12 protein-coding genes are annotated in these 15,848 nt (G+C 69.3%); 3 read left to right on the forward strand and 9 right to left on the reverse strand.

Annotation, left to right across the window (positions count from 1 at the left end):
- Window positions 1–18: 18 nt before the first annotated feature.
- The 5 genes from CJZ98_RS12990 to ndk all read right to left on the reverse strand — a co-directional run bounded on the left by CJZ98_RS12990 (window position 19) and on the right by ndk (window position 4,964).
- Window positions 19–729, reverse strand: a complete 711-nt coding sequence (locus CJZ98_RS12990) for a FecR family protein (protein WP_094591559.1) — start codon at window positions 727–729, stop codon at window positions 19–21.
- Window positions 730–980: 251 nt separating this feature from the next.
- Window positions 981–1,646 (reverse strand): FecR family protein, encoded by a 666-nt coding sequence (locus CJZ98_RS12995; RefSeq protein ID WP_108723304.1) that lies wholly within the window; start codon window positions 1,644–1,646, stop codon window positions 981–983.
- A gap of 164 nt (window positions 1,647–1,810) precedes the next feature.
- Complete coding sequence (locus CJZ98_RS13000) at window positions 1,811–3,715, reverse strand: adenylate/guanylate cyclase domain-containing protein (protein ID WP_094591561.1); 1,905 nt, start codon at window positions 3,713–3,715, stop codon at window positions 1,811–1,813.
- Complete coding sequence (locus tag CJZ98_RS13005; RefSeq protein WP_094591562.1) at window positions 3,712–4,473, reverse strand: FecR family protein; 762 nt, start codon at window positions 4,471–4,473, stop codon at window positions 3,712–3,714. Before CJZ98_RS13005 ends, CJZ98_RS13000 begins: the two co-directional genes overlap by 4 nt.
- A gap of 32 nt (window positions 4,474–4,505) precedes the next feature.
- Window positions 4,506–4,964, reverse strand: coding sequence for a nucleoside-diphosphate kinase (gene ndk / locus CJZ98_RS13010; protein WP_094591563.1), 459 nt, complete (start codon window positions 4,962–4,964; stop codon window positions 4,506–4,508).
- A 111-nt stretch (window positions 4,965–5,075) separates the two neighbouring features.
- On the opposite strand from ndk, the gene CJZ98_RS13015 reads away from it, so the two are divergent.
- Window positions 5,076–7,223 carry an FUSC family protein gene (locus CJZ98_RS13015; protein ID WP_094591564.1) on the forward strand — a complete coding sequence of 716 codons (2,148 nt, stop codon included), beginning with the start codon at window positions 5,076–5,078 and terminating at the stop codon, window positions 7,221–7,223.
- A gap of 54 nt (window positions 7,224–7,277) precedes the next feature.
- The gene (speA, locus tag CJZ98_RS13020) at window positions 7,278–9,257 is read left to right on the forward strand and encodes a biosynthetic arginine decarboxylase (RefSeq protein ID WP_094591572.1); all 1,980 of its coding nucleotides are present in this window, start codon (window positions 7,278–7,280) and stop codon (window positions 9,255–9,257) included.
- A 22-nt stretch (window positions 9,258–9,279) separates the two neighbouring features.
- Here the strand turns inward: speA and CJZ98_RS13025 are convergent, their stop codons facing one another.
- Window positions 9,280–9,669 carry a DUF3307 domain-containing protein gene (locus tag CJZ98_RS13025; RefSeq protein ID WP_315856595.1) on the reverse strand — a complete coding sequence of 130 codons (390 nt, stop codon included), beginning with the start codon at window positions 9,667–9,669 and terminating at the stop codon, window positions 9,280–9,282.
- 104 nt (window positions 9,670–9,773) lie between these two features.
- Here CJZ98_RS13025 and CJZ98_RS13030 point away from each other — a divergent pair, with 104 nt between their 5' ends.
- Entirely contained in the window at window positions 9,774–11,249 is a 1,476-nt protein-coding gene (locus tag CJZ98_RS13030) for a mechanosensitive ion channel family protein (RefSeq protein WP_094591565.1), read from the forward strand.
- Window positions 11,250–11,299: 50 nt separating this feature from the next.
- On the opposite strand, the gene glsA is transcribed toward CJZ98_RS13030, so the two are convergent.
- The 3 genes from glsA to CJZ98_RS13045 all read right to left on the reverse strand — a co-directional run bounded on the left by glsA (window position 11,300) and on the right by CJZ98_RS13045 (window position 15,561).
- The gene (gene glsA / locus CJZ98_RS13035; protein WP_094591566.1) at window positions 11,300–13,165 is read right to left on the reverse strand and encodes a glutaminase A; all 1,866 of its coding nucleotides are present in this window, start codon (window positions 13,163–13,165) and stop codon (window positions 11,300–11,302) included.
- A 121-nt stretch (window positions 13,166–13,286) separates the two neighbouring features.
- Window positions 13,287–14,000, reverse strand: a complete 714-nt coding sequence (locus CJZ98_RS13040; protein ID WP_094591567.1) for an SIMPL domain-containing protein — start codon at window positions 13,998–14,000, stop codon at window positions 13,287–13,289.
- Between the two features lie 163 nt (window positions 14,001–14,163).
- Complete coding sequence (locus CJZ98_RS13045) at window positions 14,164–15,561, reverse strand: hypothetical protein (RefSeq protein ID WP_157910983.1); 1,398 nt, start codon at window positions 15,559–15,561, stop codon at window positions 14,164–14,166.
- Window positions 15,562–15,848: the final 287 nt, after the last annotated feature.

Consider the following 15,848-nt stretch of genomic DNA (forward strand, 5'->3'; position numbering starts at 1 on the left):
GATCGGCCTGGCCGCTGCTCAGAACAGGCCGAAGCTCAGCACCGACAGGGCCGCCCGCGGCAGCGGTACGTTGACGTTCAGCAGGTTGCTCAGGTTGTGAAACGCCGGCAGGGGCTTGTCATAGCCCTGGAACAGGGGGCCATTGAACACGGCTTTGTAGTCGGTGGAGACCATGCAGCGCCGATCGAGAATCTCGCCGGTGGGGGAGATGCGCACCGTCTCCCGATCGATCGGGTTGATCCAGGCCCGCTTGTTGGGGTCGGTGTTCTCCAACTGCACCACACCCTCCAGCACGGAGAGCTGGGTGGTGCCATCGTCCAGCACTTCCACGATGTAATTGGTGCCCCGGGCCGCCATCTTCATGCTGGGGATGCAGGCGTTCTGGGGACCTGAGATCAGCACCTGGCCCTTGGTGAGCAGAAAGCAGCTGGACTGCAGCTTGAACTGGGAGTTGCGATTGATCCGCGCCATTGCCCCGTTGCTGAAGGCCAGGGTGCCGCGGCTGCCCTTGGTGCTCACCACCTCAGGCGTGGTGGCCTGCTGGAGCACTTTGGCCGGCTTGGTTTCAATGAAGAACTCATTGCCGTCCAGGATCTCGGTCACGGTGGCCCGGGCCTTGGCGGCCTCGGCCGGCGGCGCAGCGGCCGAGGCCAGCAGCGACAGGACCGCAGCTGTCAGCGCAAAGCCGGGCAGGCAACGATGCAGGAGGGTCCGAGAGACCTGAGCCATGGAGAGCGTGCGCGCAGGGTGACCAAATGGGCCTAGGGCAAAGCCTCTGTCGGCATGTCCCAATCTTCAGTATCGGGGCTTACCGCGACATGGCAACCACCGCAATTGGTGTAATCACGGCCGATGACGGAGACCGGCCCACTCGGACCCCATAGCGGCTGGGTGTGGCCGGGCCCCTTCGACGTTCTGGTTGCCAACCTGGCGGCCGGCCCGACGTCGCGCGGCCCGTGGGGGCCCGGATCAGGCGAGCCTCAGAAGAAGCGAGGGAACCCGAAGGAGGGCACCGGTGCAGCCGGCAGCGAGGGAAGGGGTACCCCTGGGATCGAGGAGCGGATGTAGCTCTCCAGCGACCCGAAGGCCGGCAGGGGCGCCCGAAACCCCTCAAACAGGGGTCCCTTGAGGATGCTGGTGTAATCCCCGCTGCTGAGCCGGAGCAGGGTGAGCACCACCCCGGCAGCGGAGAGGCGTAGCCGTTCTCCCGCATTCACGGTGGTCGTTGGCTGGCCCGTGGGCTGTCCGTCCTTGAGGGGTTCCACCTCGACCGAGCCCTCCAGCACCGACAGCTCCGAAACGCCCTGGTCGTCGACCGTGAGGACGTAGTTGGTGCCCCGCACACTGAGCCGGGAGGAGCGGGTGCAGCCGCTCTGCTTGCCAGACACCAGCACCTCGCCCTTGGCCAGCAGGAAACAGCCGGAGCCGAGCCGCAATTCCGAGAAGCGATTGAGGCGGCCGGCGGCCCCTGAAGCGAAGCTGAGCTGGGCGCGGCTGTTGCGGGTGTTGACCTCCTGGGGCGCGACGGCCTTGTCGTTCACCTTGGCCTGGCGCTCATTGATGTAGAGCTCGTCGCCATCGAGAATCTCGCGCACGGTCGCGGTTTCGGAGGCCTGGGCCACCCCAGGGGCCAGCAGCCCGGCCATCAGGGCCAAGGTGGTGGTCAGACCGACGGCCCGCACAGCGGTCGCCACAGCGGTCGCCCGCACAACGCACGGCCTGGCGGCTCGCGACCGGCCGGCTCGCGACAGGGCAGATGGCGGCATGGCGGATCGCCTGCAGGGAAGCGCCCGCCATTCTCAACCCATTCTCAGGACGATGCCAGGCCCGGGCCGGCATCCGCCGCTGGCCCCAGCCCCCGCAGGCCAAAGACCTCCAGGGGCTGGGGCCAGCCCTTGAGGGGATGGCGTCCCAGGGGATCCACCTCAACGCCCGGCGGCAGCAGCGCCAGCAGCTCACCGCTGATCAGGATCGGATGGTCCGGGAAGCGGCGGGTCAGGCCCTCCAGCCGGCTGGCCACATTCACGGCCGCGCCGATCACCGTGAACTCCAGCCGCTGGGGGGACCCCAGATTGCCGGCGATGACCTCCCCCACGTGCAGCCCGATCCCCTGCCGCAGGGAGGGGAGGCCCTGGGCCGCCAGCTCCCGGTTGAGCTCCACCAGCCGCTCCCGCATCGCCAGGGCCGCCCGCACCGCCGCCAGGGCCTCCACCGCATCGCCACGGCTGCGGGGCACACCGAACTCCGCCATCAGGGCATCGCCGATGAACTTGTCGAGCAGCCCCTGCTCCTCGATCACGGCCCCGCTGATCGCGGCGAAATAGCGGTTCAACAGGGCGAACAGCGCCGCCGGCTCCAGCTGGGCGCTGAGGGGCGTGAAGTCCACCAGATCGGTGAACAGCACCACACAGCGGGCGCGACTGCCCCCCAGCTGGGTGCCCAGGGGCCCGGAATTCTTCAGGAGCTCACGCAGCAAGGCGGGGGAAATACGACGGGCCAACACCTGATGCAGGTAGGCCCGCTCCCGGCTTTCCTGGCGCCACTGGCCGCCGCCCCGCAGCCCGCCCCCGAGCAGGGCTGCCAGCAGCAGGGCAGGCACGGGCAGCAGCAGGTGGGCCAGGGCCCACAGCCCGCCCCCCGCGACCAGAGCCCCCAGCCCCAGGGCCAACGCCAGGGTGGCGGTGTCGCTGGCCTGACGGGCGCGGCCCAGAACCAGCAGCACGAGGGTTGCCCAGGCGAGCAGCAGTCCAGTGGCCGGCCACGGATCCAGGTGCCTGAAGCCGCTGCCGGCCAGGACGCTGGCCAGCGCCGCGGCCTGAACCTCTGTGCCGCTCTGGGGGCCGAAGGGGGTCTCCTGCTGGTCTCCCAGGTCGGGCGCCGTGGCGCCGATCAGGACGGTGCGACCGCGCCAGAGCCCCGCGGGCTGCTGCAGGACCTGCCAGGCCGGAACCTGGGGGATGGTGCCGCTGGGGCCGGGAAAATCAATGCCCACAGGCTGGCGGGGCACGGGAGCGGCGCTGGCGGTGTAGGCCAGTGGTCGTGGCAGGGGTGGGGCGAAGGCCCCGAGCTCGTCATCGATCCAGTCCTGGCCGGGGATCGCCTCCGCCAACCCCTGGGGGCTTTGGAGCACGGCGGTGAGGGCCGGCACGGGCAACGCCGCCGCCGCGAGGGACGCCTGGGGACGGCTGAGCTGAACCTGCACGCTGCCCTGGCCCGCTCCCGGCACCCCCTGGCGCGTAACGGCCGCCGCCAGCACGACCCGATCCCGCCAGGGAGCCAGGCGCCGCACAAAGGCCTCGTCGTCGGCGGGCCCGAATCGGCTCGGCTGGGCCTGCACCACGTTGAAGACCACCCGGGCAGCGCCCCCCTCCAGGGCCGTGGCCGCCAGCTCGGCCTGCAGGGCCCGCGGCCAGGGCCAGGCCCCCATGGCGCGCCAGAGCGGCACGCTGTCGCGCTCGCCGGGGGCCAGAAGGCGATCGAGGGCCAGGGAATCGGCGTCGATGGCCAGGATCACCAGCGCCTTCGGCACCGGCCGCGGGCCCCGCAGGCGGAATGCCAGGGCCTGGGTCTGGGCCTCCAGAGCCGCCAACCCCTGGCCAGGGGGCGTGGCTTGCAACACCGGCAGGGCGGCCAGCAGCGGCATCGCCACACCCAGGCGCCACAGCAGTGGGGCCAGCAAGCCGCCAGGGTTGCCGCCCCGGCGCCCGCGCCTCATCGGACGGGGCTGGCGGATGCATCCACCGGCCCCGCAGCCGAGACCTCCCGCAAGGTGCGTTCGACCAGGGGCAGGGTCTCCATCGGCTGCGCGAAGCCGTTGAGCAGCCGGCTGGTGCGCCGACGGGTGCGGGCTTCCTCAGGGCTCAGGCGGGTGCGGGACCCCCAGGCACCTCCCTTCCACACGACCGTCTCAGCTCCGTTGAGAATCACCGGGGGATGGCCGTCCTCGGGGTCCACCCGCACCTTGCCTTCCCAGCTCAGGAAGCGCACCTGGTCGGGCCCGGCCTCAATGAACAGCGTGGTTCCCACGATCGAGGCCGTGCCCACGCGGGTTCGTACCCGCAAGGGACCACTCGGGCGGATCCCTGGTTTCAGCCAGGCGATGATCTCACCGCGCTCCAGCTGCAGTGCATCGTCACTGAGCCGGAGCACGGCGTCGCCCCCCAGGCGGAAGCCGCGGCCATCGGCCAGTTGCACCTGCATGCGCCCTGGCCGCTGGGTGCGCAGCAGGGAGCGGCCAGGCAGCGGCTGGCCTGCCTTGGCCGGTTGCTCCCGGGTTCCCGGTGGATGCACAAAGGCTGGCCGGGAGGGCACCTCCACCACGCGCGGCTGGATGGCGGCGGATTGACCGGAGGCCGGTGGCAAGCCGGCGGCCAGGAGCGCACCGGCCAGACAGGTGGCCGTTCCAGCCGCCACAGCCCCGCTGGAGATGGGAAGGCCCCGCCAGGGGGTGAGGTGGCGTTCAGCCAGAGCCATGGGGCCAGCGAAGCAGGCCCCAGCCTGACGACTCAGCCCTCGACGCGCCAGGTCTGGTCAGAGGGGGTCCAGTCGCTCAGCTCGGAGGGCTGGAACCAGAGGCCGATCTCGAAGGCGGCGGTTTCAGGGGCGTCGGAGCCGTGGATCACGTTGCGGCCGATGTTCACGGCCAGGTCGCCGCGGATGGTGCCGGGCTCCGCCTCCAGGGGCTTGGTGGCGCCGATCAGCTTGCGGGCGCTGGCGATCACGCCGTCGCCTTCCCACACCATCGCCACCACGGGGCCGCTGGTGATGAAGTCCACCAGGCCGGCGAAGAAGGGGCGCTCGCGGTGCACGCCGTAGTGGCTCTCGGCCAGCTCGCGGCTGGGGGTGAGCTGCTTGAGGCCCACCAGCTTGAAGCCCTTGCGCTCGAAGCGGCCGAGGATCTCGCCCACCAGGCCGCGCTGCACGCCATCGGGCTTGATGGCGATGAAGGTGCGTTCGGCGGCCATGGGGTCAAAACGTCGGATCCGGCCCATCGTCTGCGGGCGCCCTGCCGCTTGGCAAGCAAGCCGGTCCGTTTCGATCGCCATAGGATCGGAGATCAGGCCGGAGCCCCAGCGATGCCCCCAGCCGCGTCAGGGGCAGCCCTCTCCCTGACGGCTCCAGGCAGGGGCCCCAACCTCCGTCTCGGCCTCCGCACGATCCTGGCCGCCGTGCTGCCCCTGTTGGGGGCTTCGCTGCTCCATCAGCCCGCGCTGATCTGGATGTCCCTGGGCGGGCTCTACGTGAGCATGGCCGACACCGGCGGGGCCTACCGCACCCGGGCGACGGCGATGGGCTGCGCCTCCCTGCTGGGCGCCCTGGCGCTCGGCGCCGGCATCGGCCTGGCGAGCTGGCCCTGGCTGTGCGTGCCGGCGATGTTCGCCGTGGGGCTCGGCTGCGGACTGCTCTCGCTCTACGGCAACGCCGGAGCCCTGATCGGCCTGGTCACGGCCTGGTGCTTCCTGATCGGCATCAACGTGGCGGGCCCCGATCCGGCGAAGGCCCTGGACTGGTCGCTGCTCTACCTGGCCGGAGGGGCCTGGGCCACCCTGCTGGCGGTGGCCGTCTGGCCGCTGCAGCCCTACGGGCCCGTGCGCGATGCCATCGCCGAGGCCCTGGAGGCGACCGCCCACTGGTTCCGGCTGGCCTGCCCGGCGGATGGTGGACAGCGCCCCCCCGAGGAGCGGCTGTTTGCGGAGAAGCTGCGGGTTCGCCGTGCCCTCGCCGAAGCCCAGGAGACCCTGGCGGCGACCCGCAGCGGCCGCCTCGGCGAGAGTCCCGCCGATGCAGCCTTCCTCCAGCTGATCGAGACCACCGACGAGCTGTTCGTGACCGGGGCTGCCCTCGGTGATCGGCTGGCGGCCATTCCGGCAGGCGCGGCTCCGATGGTCCAGCGCAGGCTGCAGCAGCTCAACGGACGCTGTGTCGCCGCCCTGCTCCAGCTGGAACGGGCGCTGCGGGGGCGGGTGGCCCAGCCCGCTCTCGGGCAGCTGGCGGTCGAATCCCAGGGGATCGCCCAGACCCTGGAGGATCAACCCCCATCGGCCGCCGCCGCCGCGCTGCGGCACGCCCAGGCCTGCCAGGCCCACTGGATTGCCACCCTCGCCCAGGCCTGCGCCGCCCTGCCCCTGGTGGTTCGGACGCGGGGGGCGCCTCCACCCCATCGACCAACCCTTCAGCTGCGCGCCGCCATCGCCCAGGGCTGGGTCACCCTGCGGGCCAATCTGACGCTGGAGTCGAGCGTGTTCCGCCACGGGCTGCGGTTCGGCATCGCATCGGCCGTGGCCGTCACGGTCTACACCCTGTTCTCACTGCCCATCGGCTACTGGATCACCCTGACGGTGTCGGTGATCCTGCGTCCCTCGGCGGGGGAGTCGCTGTCACGCATCAACCAGCGGCTGCTGGGCACGGTGCTGGGTGGGATCCTCGCCATCGTGCTGGCCACCCTCTTCCCCCATCCGCTCACGATCGTGCTGCTGCTGGTGCCGCTCACGCTGGTGATGATGGCGCTCCTGCCGGTGAACTACGGGCTGTTCGTCTTCTTCCTCACCCCCTGGATCGTTCTCTACAAGGACATCGTCCAACCCGGCGACTGGGGACTGGCCCTGTGGCGGATCGCCAACACCCTGATCGGTGCCGCCCTGGCCCTGGCCGCGCTGCACCTGGTACTGCCCCGTTGGGAAGGGGAGACCCTGCCGAGCCGGTTGGCGGCCAGCCTGCGCGCCAACGCCGGGTTCGCGGCCGCCGTGTTCGCCGCCTGCCAGGAGGGAGCGCCAAGTTCCGCAGGCCCGATGTCCGCGCCGGGGGCGGTGCGCCTGGCCATTGCCAACGCCCAGAGTTCGATCCAGTGCTATCTGAGCGAACGCTCCGCCCATCAGCCGATGGCGCTGCCCCTGATGGCCTTCCTGCTCCACAGCCAGCGGCTCATCGATGCACTCGTGCTGCTGAGCAGCTGCCGGGTCCGCACGGGTGGCTCTGTGGCTCCCATCGACGTCCGGCAGCTGCGGGACTGGATCCTCTACTCGCTCGCGGCACTCGCCACCGCCCTCGAGCGCCACGAGCGTCCGCAACCTTTGCCGGATCCCCCCGGGGAACTGGCCACTCGGGAGCTGCCGCTGGCGTTCCTCCCCGTGCCCCTGCAGCCGTTCCTGGATGCGATCGAGGGCCTGCGGAGCGCCGTGGCGGCATGGAGTGAGCGGAATCCTGCGGCGGTCGCCCCTGATTAGAGTCCGCCGAAACGGGCTCCGCCGGTGTTCGCCGAACCGACCCACTCGCCGCCCCTGCCCGGCCTGTCCACCACCTGGACCGCGGCGGACAGCACCCGTCTCTACGGCCTCGACGGCTGGGGCGAGCCCTACTTCGCGATCAACGGCCGCGGCCACGTGATCGTGCAGCCCCGCGGCGATCGCGGCGGCTCCCTCGACCTGGTGGAGCTGGTGCAGGGCCTGCAGGGCCGCAACCTCTCGCTGCCGCTGCTGATCCGCTTCGACGACATCCTCGAAGACCGGCTCGAGCGCCTCAACGCCGCCTTTGCACGTGCCATCGCCCAGTACGGCTACGCCGGTCGCTATCAGGGCGTGTTCCCGGTGAAGTGCAACCAGCAGCGCCACGTGGTGGAGCAGCTGGTGGAGAGCGGTCGGCGCTGGCATTTCGGCCTGGAGGCCGGCAGCAAGGCCGAGCTGCTGATCGCCCTGTCGCTGATTGACGATCCCGAGGCGCTGCTGATCTGCAACGGCTACAAGGATCAGCGCTACATCGAGACGGCGATCCTGGCCCGTCGCCTCGGCCGCCAGCCGGTGGTGGTGATCGAGCAGGCCGATGAGATCGAGCGGATCATCCGCGCCAGCCGTGAGCTGGGGGCGGCGCCGTTCATCGGCATCCGCGCCAAGCTCTCGGCCCGCAGCACCGGCCGCTGGGGCAGCTCGGTGGGCGATCGGGCCAAGTTCGGCCTGGCGATCCCCGATGTGCTGGCCACGGTGGAGGCCCTGCGCCAGGCAAATCTGCTCGATGAGCTGCGCCTGCTGCACTTCCACGTGGGCAGCCAGATCAACGACATCGCCGTGCTCAAGGACGCCCTGCAGGAAGCGGGGCAGATCTACGTGGAGCTCACCAAGCTGGGCGCGCCGATGGGCTACCTGGATGTGGGCGGCGGCCTGGGCATCGACTACGACGGCAGCCGCACCGCCAGCGCCGCCTCCACCAACTACTCGCTGCAGAACTACGCCAATGACGTGGTGGCCACGGTGCGCGAGTGCTGCGAGCCCCACGGGGTGCCGGTGCCCACCCTGGTGAGCGAGAGCGGCCGTGCCATCGCCAGTCACTTCTCGGTGCTGGTGTTCGACGTGCTGGGTACGGGGTCTGTACCGGATGCGATTCCGCCGCTGGCGGAGAGCGAACCACTGATCGTTCGCAACCTGCGTGAGACGTTGGCGGGCATCACGGCGCTCGCTGGCGGCGATGGGGACCTCAGCGGCGGACAGCCCGGAAACCCGCCGGTTCACCAGCCTGGAGAGCGGCTGGTGGACCGCCTGCAGGAAGCCTGGAACGACGCCCTCAAGTTCAAGGACGACGCCCTCTCCGCCTTTCGCCTCGGCTACCTGGGTCTGCCGGAGCGGGCCATGGCCGAACAGCTCACCTGGGCCTGCGCCGCCGCCATCGCCGAGCGGCTGCCCGCCGGTCCGATCCCGGACGAGCTTCGGGCCCTCAAGGCGGCCCTGGCCAGCACCTACTACGCCAACCTCTCGGTGTTCCGCTCCGCCCCCGACACCTGGGCGATCGACCAGCTGTTCCCGCTGATGCCGATCCACCGACTCGACGAAGAGCCCACACGTCTGGGCCACTTCGCCGACCTGACCTGCGACTCCGACGGCAAGCTGGCCCGCTTCATCGGCGACGGCCAGGCCAAACCGCTGCTGGAGCTGCACGCGCTGCGCGAGGGAGAGCCCTACTGGATCGGCATGTTCCTGGCCGGGGCCTACCAGGAGGTGATGGGCAACCTGCACAACCTGTTCGGCAGCACCCATGCGGTGCACATCCGGCTGGCCGGCGGCGGCGGCTACCAGGTGGATCACGTGGTGCGCGGCAGTACCAACGCCGAGGTGCTGGAGGCGATGGAACACGACCCGGACCTGCTGCTGGAGCGGCTGCGGGTGGCGAGCGAAGCGGCGATCCAGCGCGGCGAGCTGAAGATCAGCGATGCCCGCCGGCTGATGGACCACCTGGAAACCAGCCTGCGGCAGACCACCTACCTGCAGGGATGAGGACAGGGCGCGGAGGGATGGATCAGCGCGTGGCCGACAGCCCATAGAACAGGAGAATCACCCAGAGCGCCTTGCAGCTCAGGTGCAGCAGCTGGTCGATGCCGAGGCCGTAAGCGTGGCGGCACTTGCCGATGTCGATCAGGGCATGGAGAAGCCATTCGGCCAGCCCCAGCCAGGCGGACCCAGTGATCAGGGTCACCAGGAAAGCGTGGATGCCGGCATGGGCGGTGAGCCACCACTGCCAGGGGAGGGTCTGATCCTTGCCGCGGCACTTCTCCACAGCCATCCGATCACTCTGTAGACCGAAGTCGCCGAGGAAATGCCCCATGGCAAGGGCGAGAAAGAGTTCGAACCCGGATCGATCCAGAGCTCCGGCAAACAACATGTTGGGTTCGAAGGTGCACTCCAGCATGACGCCAATTCGACGCGCACGCTCCGCTTACCCCCACGCGGCGCAGCATCGGCAGAAGGGTCCCCTTATCCTGACGCCACTGGGTGCCGTGCTCTCCCCCCTCCATGCGTCTCCTCGGGGTGTGGCTGCTCGCCATCGCACTGCTGGCCTTCCTGCTGCTGGTGCGGGGCTTCTGCAGACGGTTGCGGCTGCCGAGCTTTCCGCTGCGGTTTCCACTGCTTGCCGTGCTGGCCTGGGGCCTGGGCCAGACCCTTTCTCTCGAGGATCTGCCGAGCGACTATGCCCGCTGGGTTGCCCTGCTCGATGAGCTGCTGCTGAGTTACGCAGCGATCCGCCTGGCCATCTGGCTCGGGGTCGAGACGCCGGCCAGCCTGCGGTTGTGGCAGGTCCCGCCCCGTATCCTGATTCAGCTGATGATGCTGATCGGAGGCTCCATCGCCACGGTGGTGGTGTTCAAGCAGGTGGCCCGTTTCGACCTGGTGGGCTTGGTGACCACCTCCGCCGTGCTGACCGCCGTCCTGGGCCTGGCGGCCCAGGAACCGCTGAAGGACCTGTTTGCAGGGCTGGAGCTCCAGTTCGACGAGAGCTTCCGCGTGGGGGATTTCGTCTTTGTGCAGGAGGGCGTTGAGGGGGTGGTGGTCTCCGTCAACTGGCGTGACAGCTATCTACGGGACATCACCGGCGCGATGGTGATTGTGCCCAACTCGCTGATCACAACCGTTGTGCTGCGCAACTATGGCCGCTTCGGGGTTATGGGTAACCGCTTCACAGTAGGGCTGGACTATGACATCCCAACCAGCCAGGCCCGGCAGCTGCTCCTGGAGACCATCCGTCAGAACCCGGCGGTGCTGGCGGATCCGCCCCCAGCTGTGCGGGTCAAGGAGTATGCCGAGTACGCCATCACCTACGACATCCTGGTGTTCCAGAAGCCAGGGAACCTGGCAGCCATGCTGGACCTGCGCAGCGAGCTGCTGGAGCAGATCTGGTATGCGTTGGAGCGGGTGGGCATGCGGGTGCCCTTCCCGATCCGCGAACAGATGCCTCGCCACAAGGATCGCGATCGCGGCCATCCGAGCAAGCACGACGAGAGCTCCCGCATGGGGTTGCTGCAACGCAATCCCCTGTTCACCAGTCTGAGCGAGGACGAGTTGACTCAGCTGGCGGTGAATACGCGCTGCCTGCGCTTTGCCCCCGGCGAAACCATCATGCGGGAGGGCGAACCTGGAGGGCCGCTGTATCAGGTGGTGCAGGGGAAGGTTGAAGTGATCAAGGTGGGGCAGATTCCGATCCGCGTCGCCGAACTGCATGCAGGCGATGTCTTCGGCGAGATGTCGATGCTCACTGACAGTGCCCGCAGCGCCACGGTGCGCAGCCAGGGCGAATGTGTGCTGCTGGAGGTGGATCGGCCCCACCTGCAGCCGTTACTGGAGCGCAACCCCGTGCTGATGGGCAAGCTGGCCCACCTGGTGGCGAAGCGGCGCGGCGAGCTGGAGGGCCTGACCCGCGAGGTGGTGCGCGATCAGGAGAACGTGCTGCTCAAGCGCATGCAGCAACTGTTCCTCTCCCTCACGGTGGGGTAGGCGCACCTGGGATCAAGCCATGGGTGCGCCGCCCAGTCGAGGCGAAGCCTTCAGATGTTCTCCATCAGGGTCAGCTGGTAGTTGGCCAGGGCCAGCTTCTGGGCCAGCCCCGTGGTGAGCACCAGGAGCAGTTCGCTGGTGGCGGCGGGGTTCCCGGCCTGGAGGCGGTCGAACTCGCTGCGGGTGAGCACCCAGCAGCTGCCCGGCAGATCGGCCGTCACGTTGGCCATGCGGGGCTTGCCGGAGAGGAAGGCGATCTCCCCGAAGCACATGCCGGGCCCGAATGTGGCCAGGCGCGACTGGTGCCGCTGGCCGTCCTGACCCACGAGCTCGATGGTGGTGGTGAAGCGGCCGTCCTTGACCAGGAACAGCTCATCGCCGGTGTCGCCCTTGCGGATCACGAAGTCGCCCTGGTGGAACGGGCGCAGCTCCATCACCGCCGCCACGCTCTGGCGGTGGGCCGGCTGGAGGGCATCCAGGAACCCCAGGGTCTCGTCGATCTCGGCCGCCAGGGAGTGATCCTCCGCGTCGCGCAGGCCCTCCAGCAGGCGATTCTCCGCCCACTCGATCGCCCGATCGAGGGTCTCGAGAGTGGGAATCGGATCGAGGATGGCCGTTCCCTCGGCGGCTGAAGCCGGGGCTTCCAGCTTCAGGTGGTCGCCATGGGCGAGCAGGATCTCGAGGCCGGCGGCCCGCTGCGCCGCGAACAGCAGCCGCAGCAGGTGCCGTGGCGCCTCCGGCAACTCGGTGACGTGCTCGAAGTCGAGCACCAGGATGCGCGCTTCCTCCGCGATCTCCAGCAGTTCGGCTACCAGCCGTTCCACGGCGGCGAAGTCGAGCACGCCCTGCACATGCACGATGCGAATGCCGTCGCGCAGCTCCTGCAGCTGCTTGAGCTCCTCGGCGCTGCGCCAGCGGCGGGAGTGGCGCTGGGAGCCCCGGTAGGAGCGCCGGATTGTGGCGGTGGTCTGGGGGTACTGGTTGAACAGGCTCAGGCCGAGGCTGTCGGAGAGCTCGTTGCAGACGGCCACCCCCCGCACGCTGTTGCCGAAGTGATCCAGGGGCGGTGAGTAGGTGGCGATGCCGAGCCGGCCGGGCACCACCGCCAGCACGCCACCGCCCACGCCACTCTTGGCTGGCATGCCCACGTCGTAGAGCCACTGGCCGGCGAAGTCGTAGGTGCCGCAGGTGGCCATCAGCGCCAGGATCCGCACCGTGATCTCGGGGGTGAGCGGCTGGGCACCCGTGAAGGGGTTGCGGCCCTGGCAGGCCAGGGTGGCCGCCATCACGGCCAGATCCCGGCAGGTGACGGTGATCGAGCACTGCCGGAAGTAGAGATCGAGCGCGGGCTCGGGATCGGTCTCAACGATGTCGAAGTTGCGCAGCAGATGGCCGATGGCGCGGTTGCGGTGGCCGCTCGACTGCTCTGACACGAACACGCTCTCATCGATGCTCAGGCGGCGACCGGCCATTTCGGCGAAGAAGTCGAGCAGGATCGCCTCGGCGTTCTCGGGATCGTGGGCGCAGATCTGGGCCGTGGTGGCAATCGCCCCGGCGTTGATCATCGGGTTGCGGGGACGGCCCGTGGCGGGATCCAGGCTGATGGCGTTGAAGGCCTCGCCCGAGGGCTCCACTCCCACCTTGTTGACCATGTGCTCCGGGGAGAGCAACTTCAGCGCTAGCCCATAGACGAAGGGCTTGGAGATCGACTGGATCGTGAAGGGCTTGCGCGTATCCCCCACCTCATAGAGGCGGCCATCGACGGTGGCGATGGCGATACCGAAATCGCTGGCCTGGGCCTTGGCCAGCTCCGGGATGTAATCGGCCGGTGCCCCTTCATTGAGGGAGGCAAAGCGGCCATGCAGCTCTTCGATCAAGTCCTGGATCACGTTGGCACCGGTGCCGGCAGACCCCATCCAGAGCAGGCGCGAGAAGCTTGATCCCAGCGCCGTTGCGGCGGCTGAGCTGTCGCATCAGCTACCGCAGCTCCCGAGCTGTCATGCGCCGGCCTGAAGTGGGCCAGACGCTGTAGCCAGCTCAGCGGGCGCAGAAACGGGCGGTGAGGCCCAGCCGATCGGTGGGAGTGGGAAGCTCGGCAGGATCGAAGGGGGGCGGTGCCGCATCAGCCGCCTTCGCCAGCATCGGCATGGGCCGGAACCCGCCGTCGAGCTGCACCTCCAGGGGCCGCAGCTGGGTCAGGCCGATGGCGGCCGCGATCTCGCGGGCCTGACCCAGGGCGTCCCGGTAGGCGGCGCGCAGCAGCTGGCGCTGGGCGGCCCGGTCGCCGGCCTTGTCGGCCTGGGTGGCCACGGGGGCCAGACGCACCCCGGGGAGGGCCCCCACCTTGCGGATCAGCTCCTGCAGGCGGGCCGGCGCCAGCTGGCCAGTCACCTGCAGGCTGGCCTGCACGGCGGCGGGGCGCTGGCGCTCGGCGGGCCGCTGCCAGGTGCTGGGAGAGGTCACCTCCAGTTCCTTGACCTCCAGGCGCTGCAGACCGCTGCGCACGGCCGCCAGCCGCGCCTGCAGCTCCGCCAGGGCGCCATCGGCCGTGGGGGCCTCAGCCTCCAGGCTCAGGGAGACCTGCAGGCGGTCGGTGCTGCGCTTCAGCTCCGCGTTGCCGCGGGCTTCCACCAGGGCGCCGTCGCAGACCAGTTGGATCTGGCCCTGGGCCTGGGCGGGGGACAGCACGGCCAGGGGCTGTAGCGCCACCAACAGGGGAAGACTCGAACGGAACCAAGGGGTAAGGCTCATCGGTGGATCCTGCTGCCGGGTGCTTCGAAGTCAATGATGGGAGAAGTCGACGGTGGGATCGGGCTTGCCCGGGCTGGCGACTCCCTCACCAGGTTGCCCCCCGGGGGGAGGACGGCGCACCCGCACTGCGGGCACAGGGAAGGCAGGCCAGGATCGGAGGGCATCAGCGCAGCAGAGGCCGTGCGATGGCGCGTTCGAGCACTCCCGCCGGGGTCAGTTCGGCCGCCTCGGGGTCGTTGGCCAGCCACCGGCGCAGTCGCACGTCGAGGGGGAGCTCGTCCTTGAGGCTGGCCGTCCCCAGGGCCTCAAGCGTTCGGGAGGGCGGCAGGCCAAGGCGAGGCTGGGAGACGAGCCAGGCCGCCCGGTCGGGGGCGTGGCGCTGCAACACCCAGAGGGACCAGGCGGCCGTCTCGGGATCGGGGTCCTGCCACAGCTCGGAGAGCACATCGGCCAACGACGTTGCGGGGAAGGAGGGCTCCCCTGATGTCGGTGCAACCACGGCGGGGAGCGTGTATCCATGCCGGCACAGCTGGGCTTCGACGCCGGCGGGCAGCCAGGGGCGCAGGCGCTGCCAGCGCAACAGCATGGGGTCTTCGCCGGAACCCTGAAGGCTCGGCAGCAGGTTCAGCAGAAAGCCGACCATCTGATGATCGAGCGCCACCAGCAAGGGGGCCAGCAGGGGTTCTCCCGAACATCCCGTCCTCAGCGCCTCCCGCGCTGACAGGGCGTGCTCGAGCCACTCGAGCTCCCGCTCCACCAGCGGGGAGAGTCCTGTCGTCGGCGACGCGAAGGACGCCAGTACCCCATTCCAGGCCCCGTCCTCCAGGCCACACTGCCGGCGTATGCGCTCCAGACGCTGGCGCTGCCGCGCAGACAGGGTTTCGATCGTGAAGCCCTCGCTGGAGGCACCCTCAAGCAGATCGGCGATCGCTTCCTTGGCCGCCGCCTCGCGCACATCACGGGCCTGGCGCTGGCGAGCATCGAGCTGCAACAGGGCTGGATCCAGCAGGGCCAGCTCTCGGATCACGCCATGGTGATCGTCCTCCCGCAGGCCAAGGGCGTGTCGCAACTCCTCGAGCTGGAGGAAGGCGGAGGCTCGGTCGAGCCGGCCTGTGCGGAAGAGATCATCCACCACATTGCGGTAAAGCCGGACATTGCTGTGCTTGAGGTGGGCCGGCAGGACCCTTGCCAGGGTGAAGACCTCGGTGGGCGACAGTTCCGCCAGGGATCGACCATCCAACGCCTCGCTCAGCTGGGGCACCAGTGGCTCTAGCTGCTTGCGCAGGCTGGCGCTGGTGCTCTCTCGCCGGTAAGTGCTCGGGGTGCGATTCCAGGCACGCCCCAGGGCGATCGCCGAAATCACCAGCACGATCGAGCGCACGATCTGGCCGCCGATGCCGGAAAACGAGCCAAGGGTGGGATCTGCGAACCAGAAGAAGATGTTGATGGCGAAAAAGGAGGCCACAGAACGGGTGCGCTGGCGAGCGAGATCGGCCGCGTCACTCAGACCCTCCCGAAGGATCTGATGGCGAATCAGATCCTCAAGCTGCCTGAGAAGCACGAACGACGTCACTCCGCCAAGAACCAGGAATGCCGGGATCGACAGGAGCCTTGGCGGCTCCCAGGGGGTCAACGCAGCAACACCGGGGTACCACATGGAATGCTCCATCCCTCAAAAAGAACTGCCGGGTTTGCGGCTGCCGCCCATGAAGTCCGGCGGCATCGTTGGAAGCTGCTGCCCGGACAGATAGGGAGACCCTGGAAAACCCAGGCCATCCGCGCGACAATGGCTCAGTGATCACAGGCAAGGACTGGGTTGATGGGCGGCAAGCAGCTCGGTTTCTCGGA

The sequence above is a fragment of the Vulcanococcus limneticus LL genome (assembly GCF_002252705.1).
GTDB lineage: Bacteria > Cyanobacteriota > Cyanobacteriia > PCC-6307 > Cyanobiaceae > Vulcanococcus > Vulcanococcus limneticus.

Bases quoted from the DNA above. Each gene is read 5' to 3' on its own strand.
- CJZ98_RS12990 (WP_094591559.1), bottom strand. From the start codon at position 729: ATGGCTCAGGTCTCTCGGACCCTCCTGCATCGTTGCCTGCCCGGCTTT.
- CJZ98_RS13005 (WP_094591562.1), bottom strand. From the start codon at position 4,473: ATGGCTCTGGCTGAACGCCACCTCACCCCCTGGCGGGGCCTTCCCATC.
- CJZ98_RS13030 (WP_094591565.1), top strand. From the start codon at position 9,774: ATGCGTCTCCTCGGGGTGTGGCTGCTCGCCATCGCACTGCTGGCCTTC.
- CJZ98_RS13025 (WP_315856595.1), bottom strand. From the start codon at position 9,669: ATGCTGGAGTGCACCTTCGAACCCAACATGTTGTTTGCCGGAGCTCTG.
- CJZ98_RS13000 (WP_094591561.1), bottom strand. From the start codon at position 3,715: ATGAGGCGCGGGCGCCGGGGCGGCAACCCTGGCGGCTTGCTGGCCCCA.
- CJZ98_RS12995 (WP_108723304.1), bottom strand. From the start codon at position 1,646: ATGGCCGGGCTGCTGGCCCCTGGGGTGGCCCAGGCCTCCGAAACCGCG.
- CJZ98_RS13015 (WP_094591564.1), top strand. From the start codon at position 5,076: ATGCCCCCAGCCGCGTCAGGGGCAGCCCTCTCCCTGACGGCTCCAGGC.
- CJZ98_RS13040 (WP_094591567.1), bottom strand. From the start codon at position 14,000: ATGAGCCTTACCCCTTGGTTCCGTTCGAGTCTTCCCCTGTTGGTGGCG.
- ndk (WP_094591563.1), bottom strand. From the start codon at position 4,964: ATGGCCGCCGAACGCACCTTCATCGCCATCAAGCCCGATGGCGTGCAG.
- glsA (WP_094591566.1), bottom strand. From the start codon at position 13,165: ATGGGGTCTGCCGGCACCGGTGCCAACGTGATCCAGGACTTGATCGAA.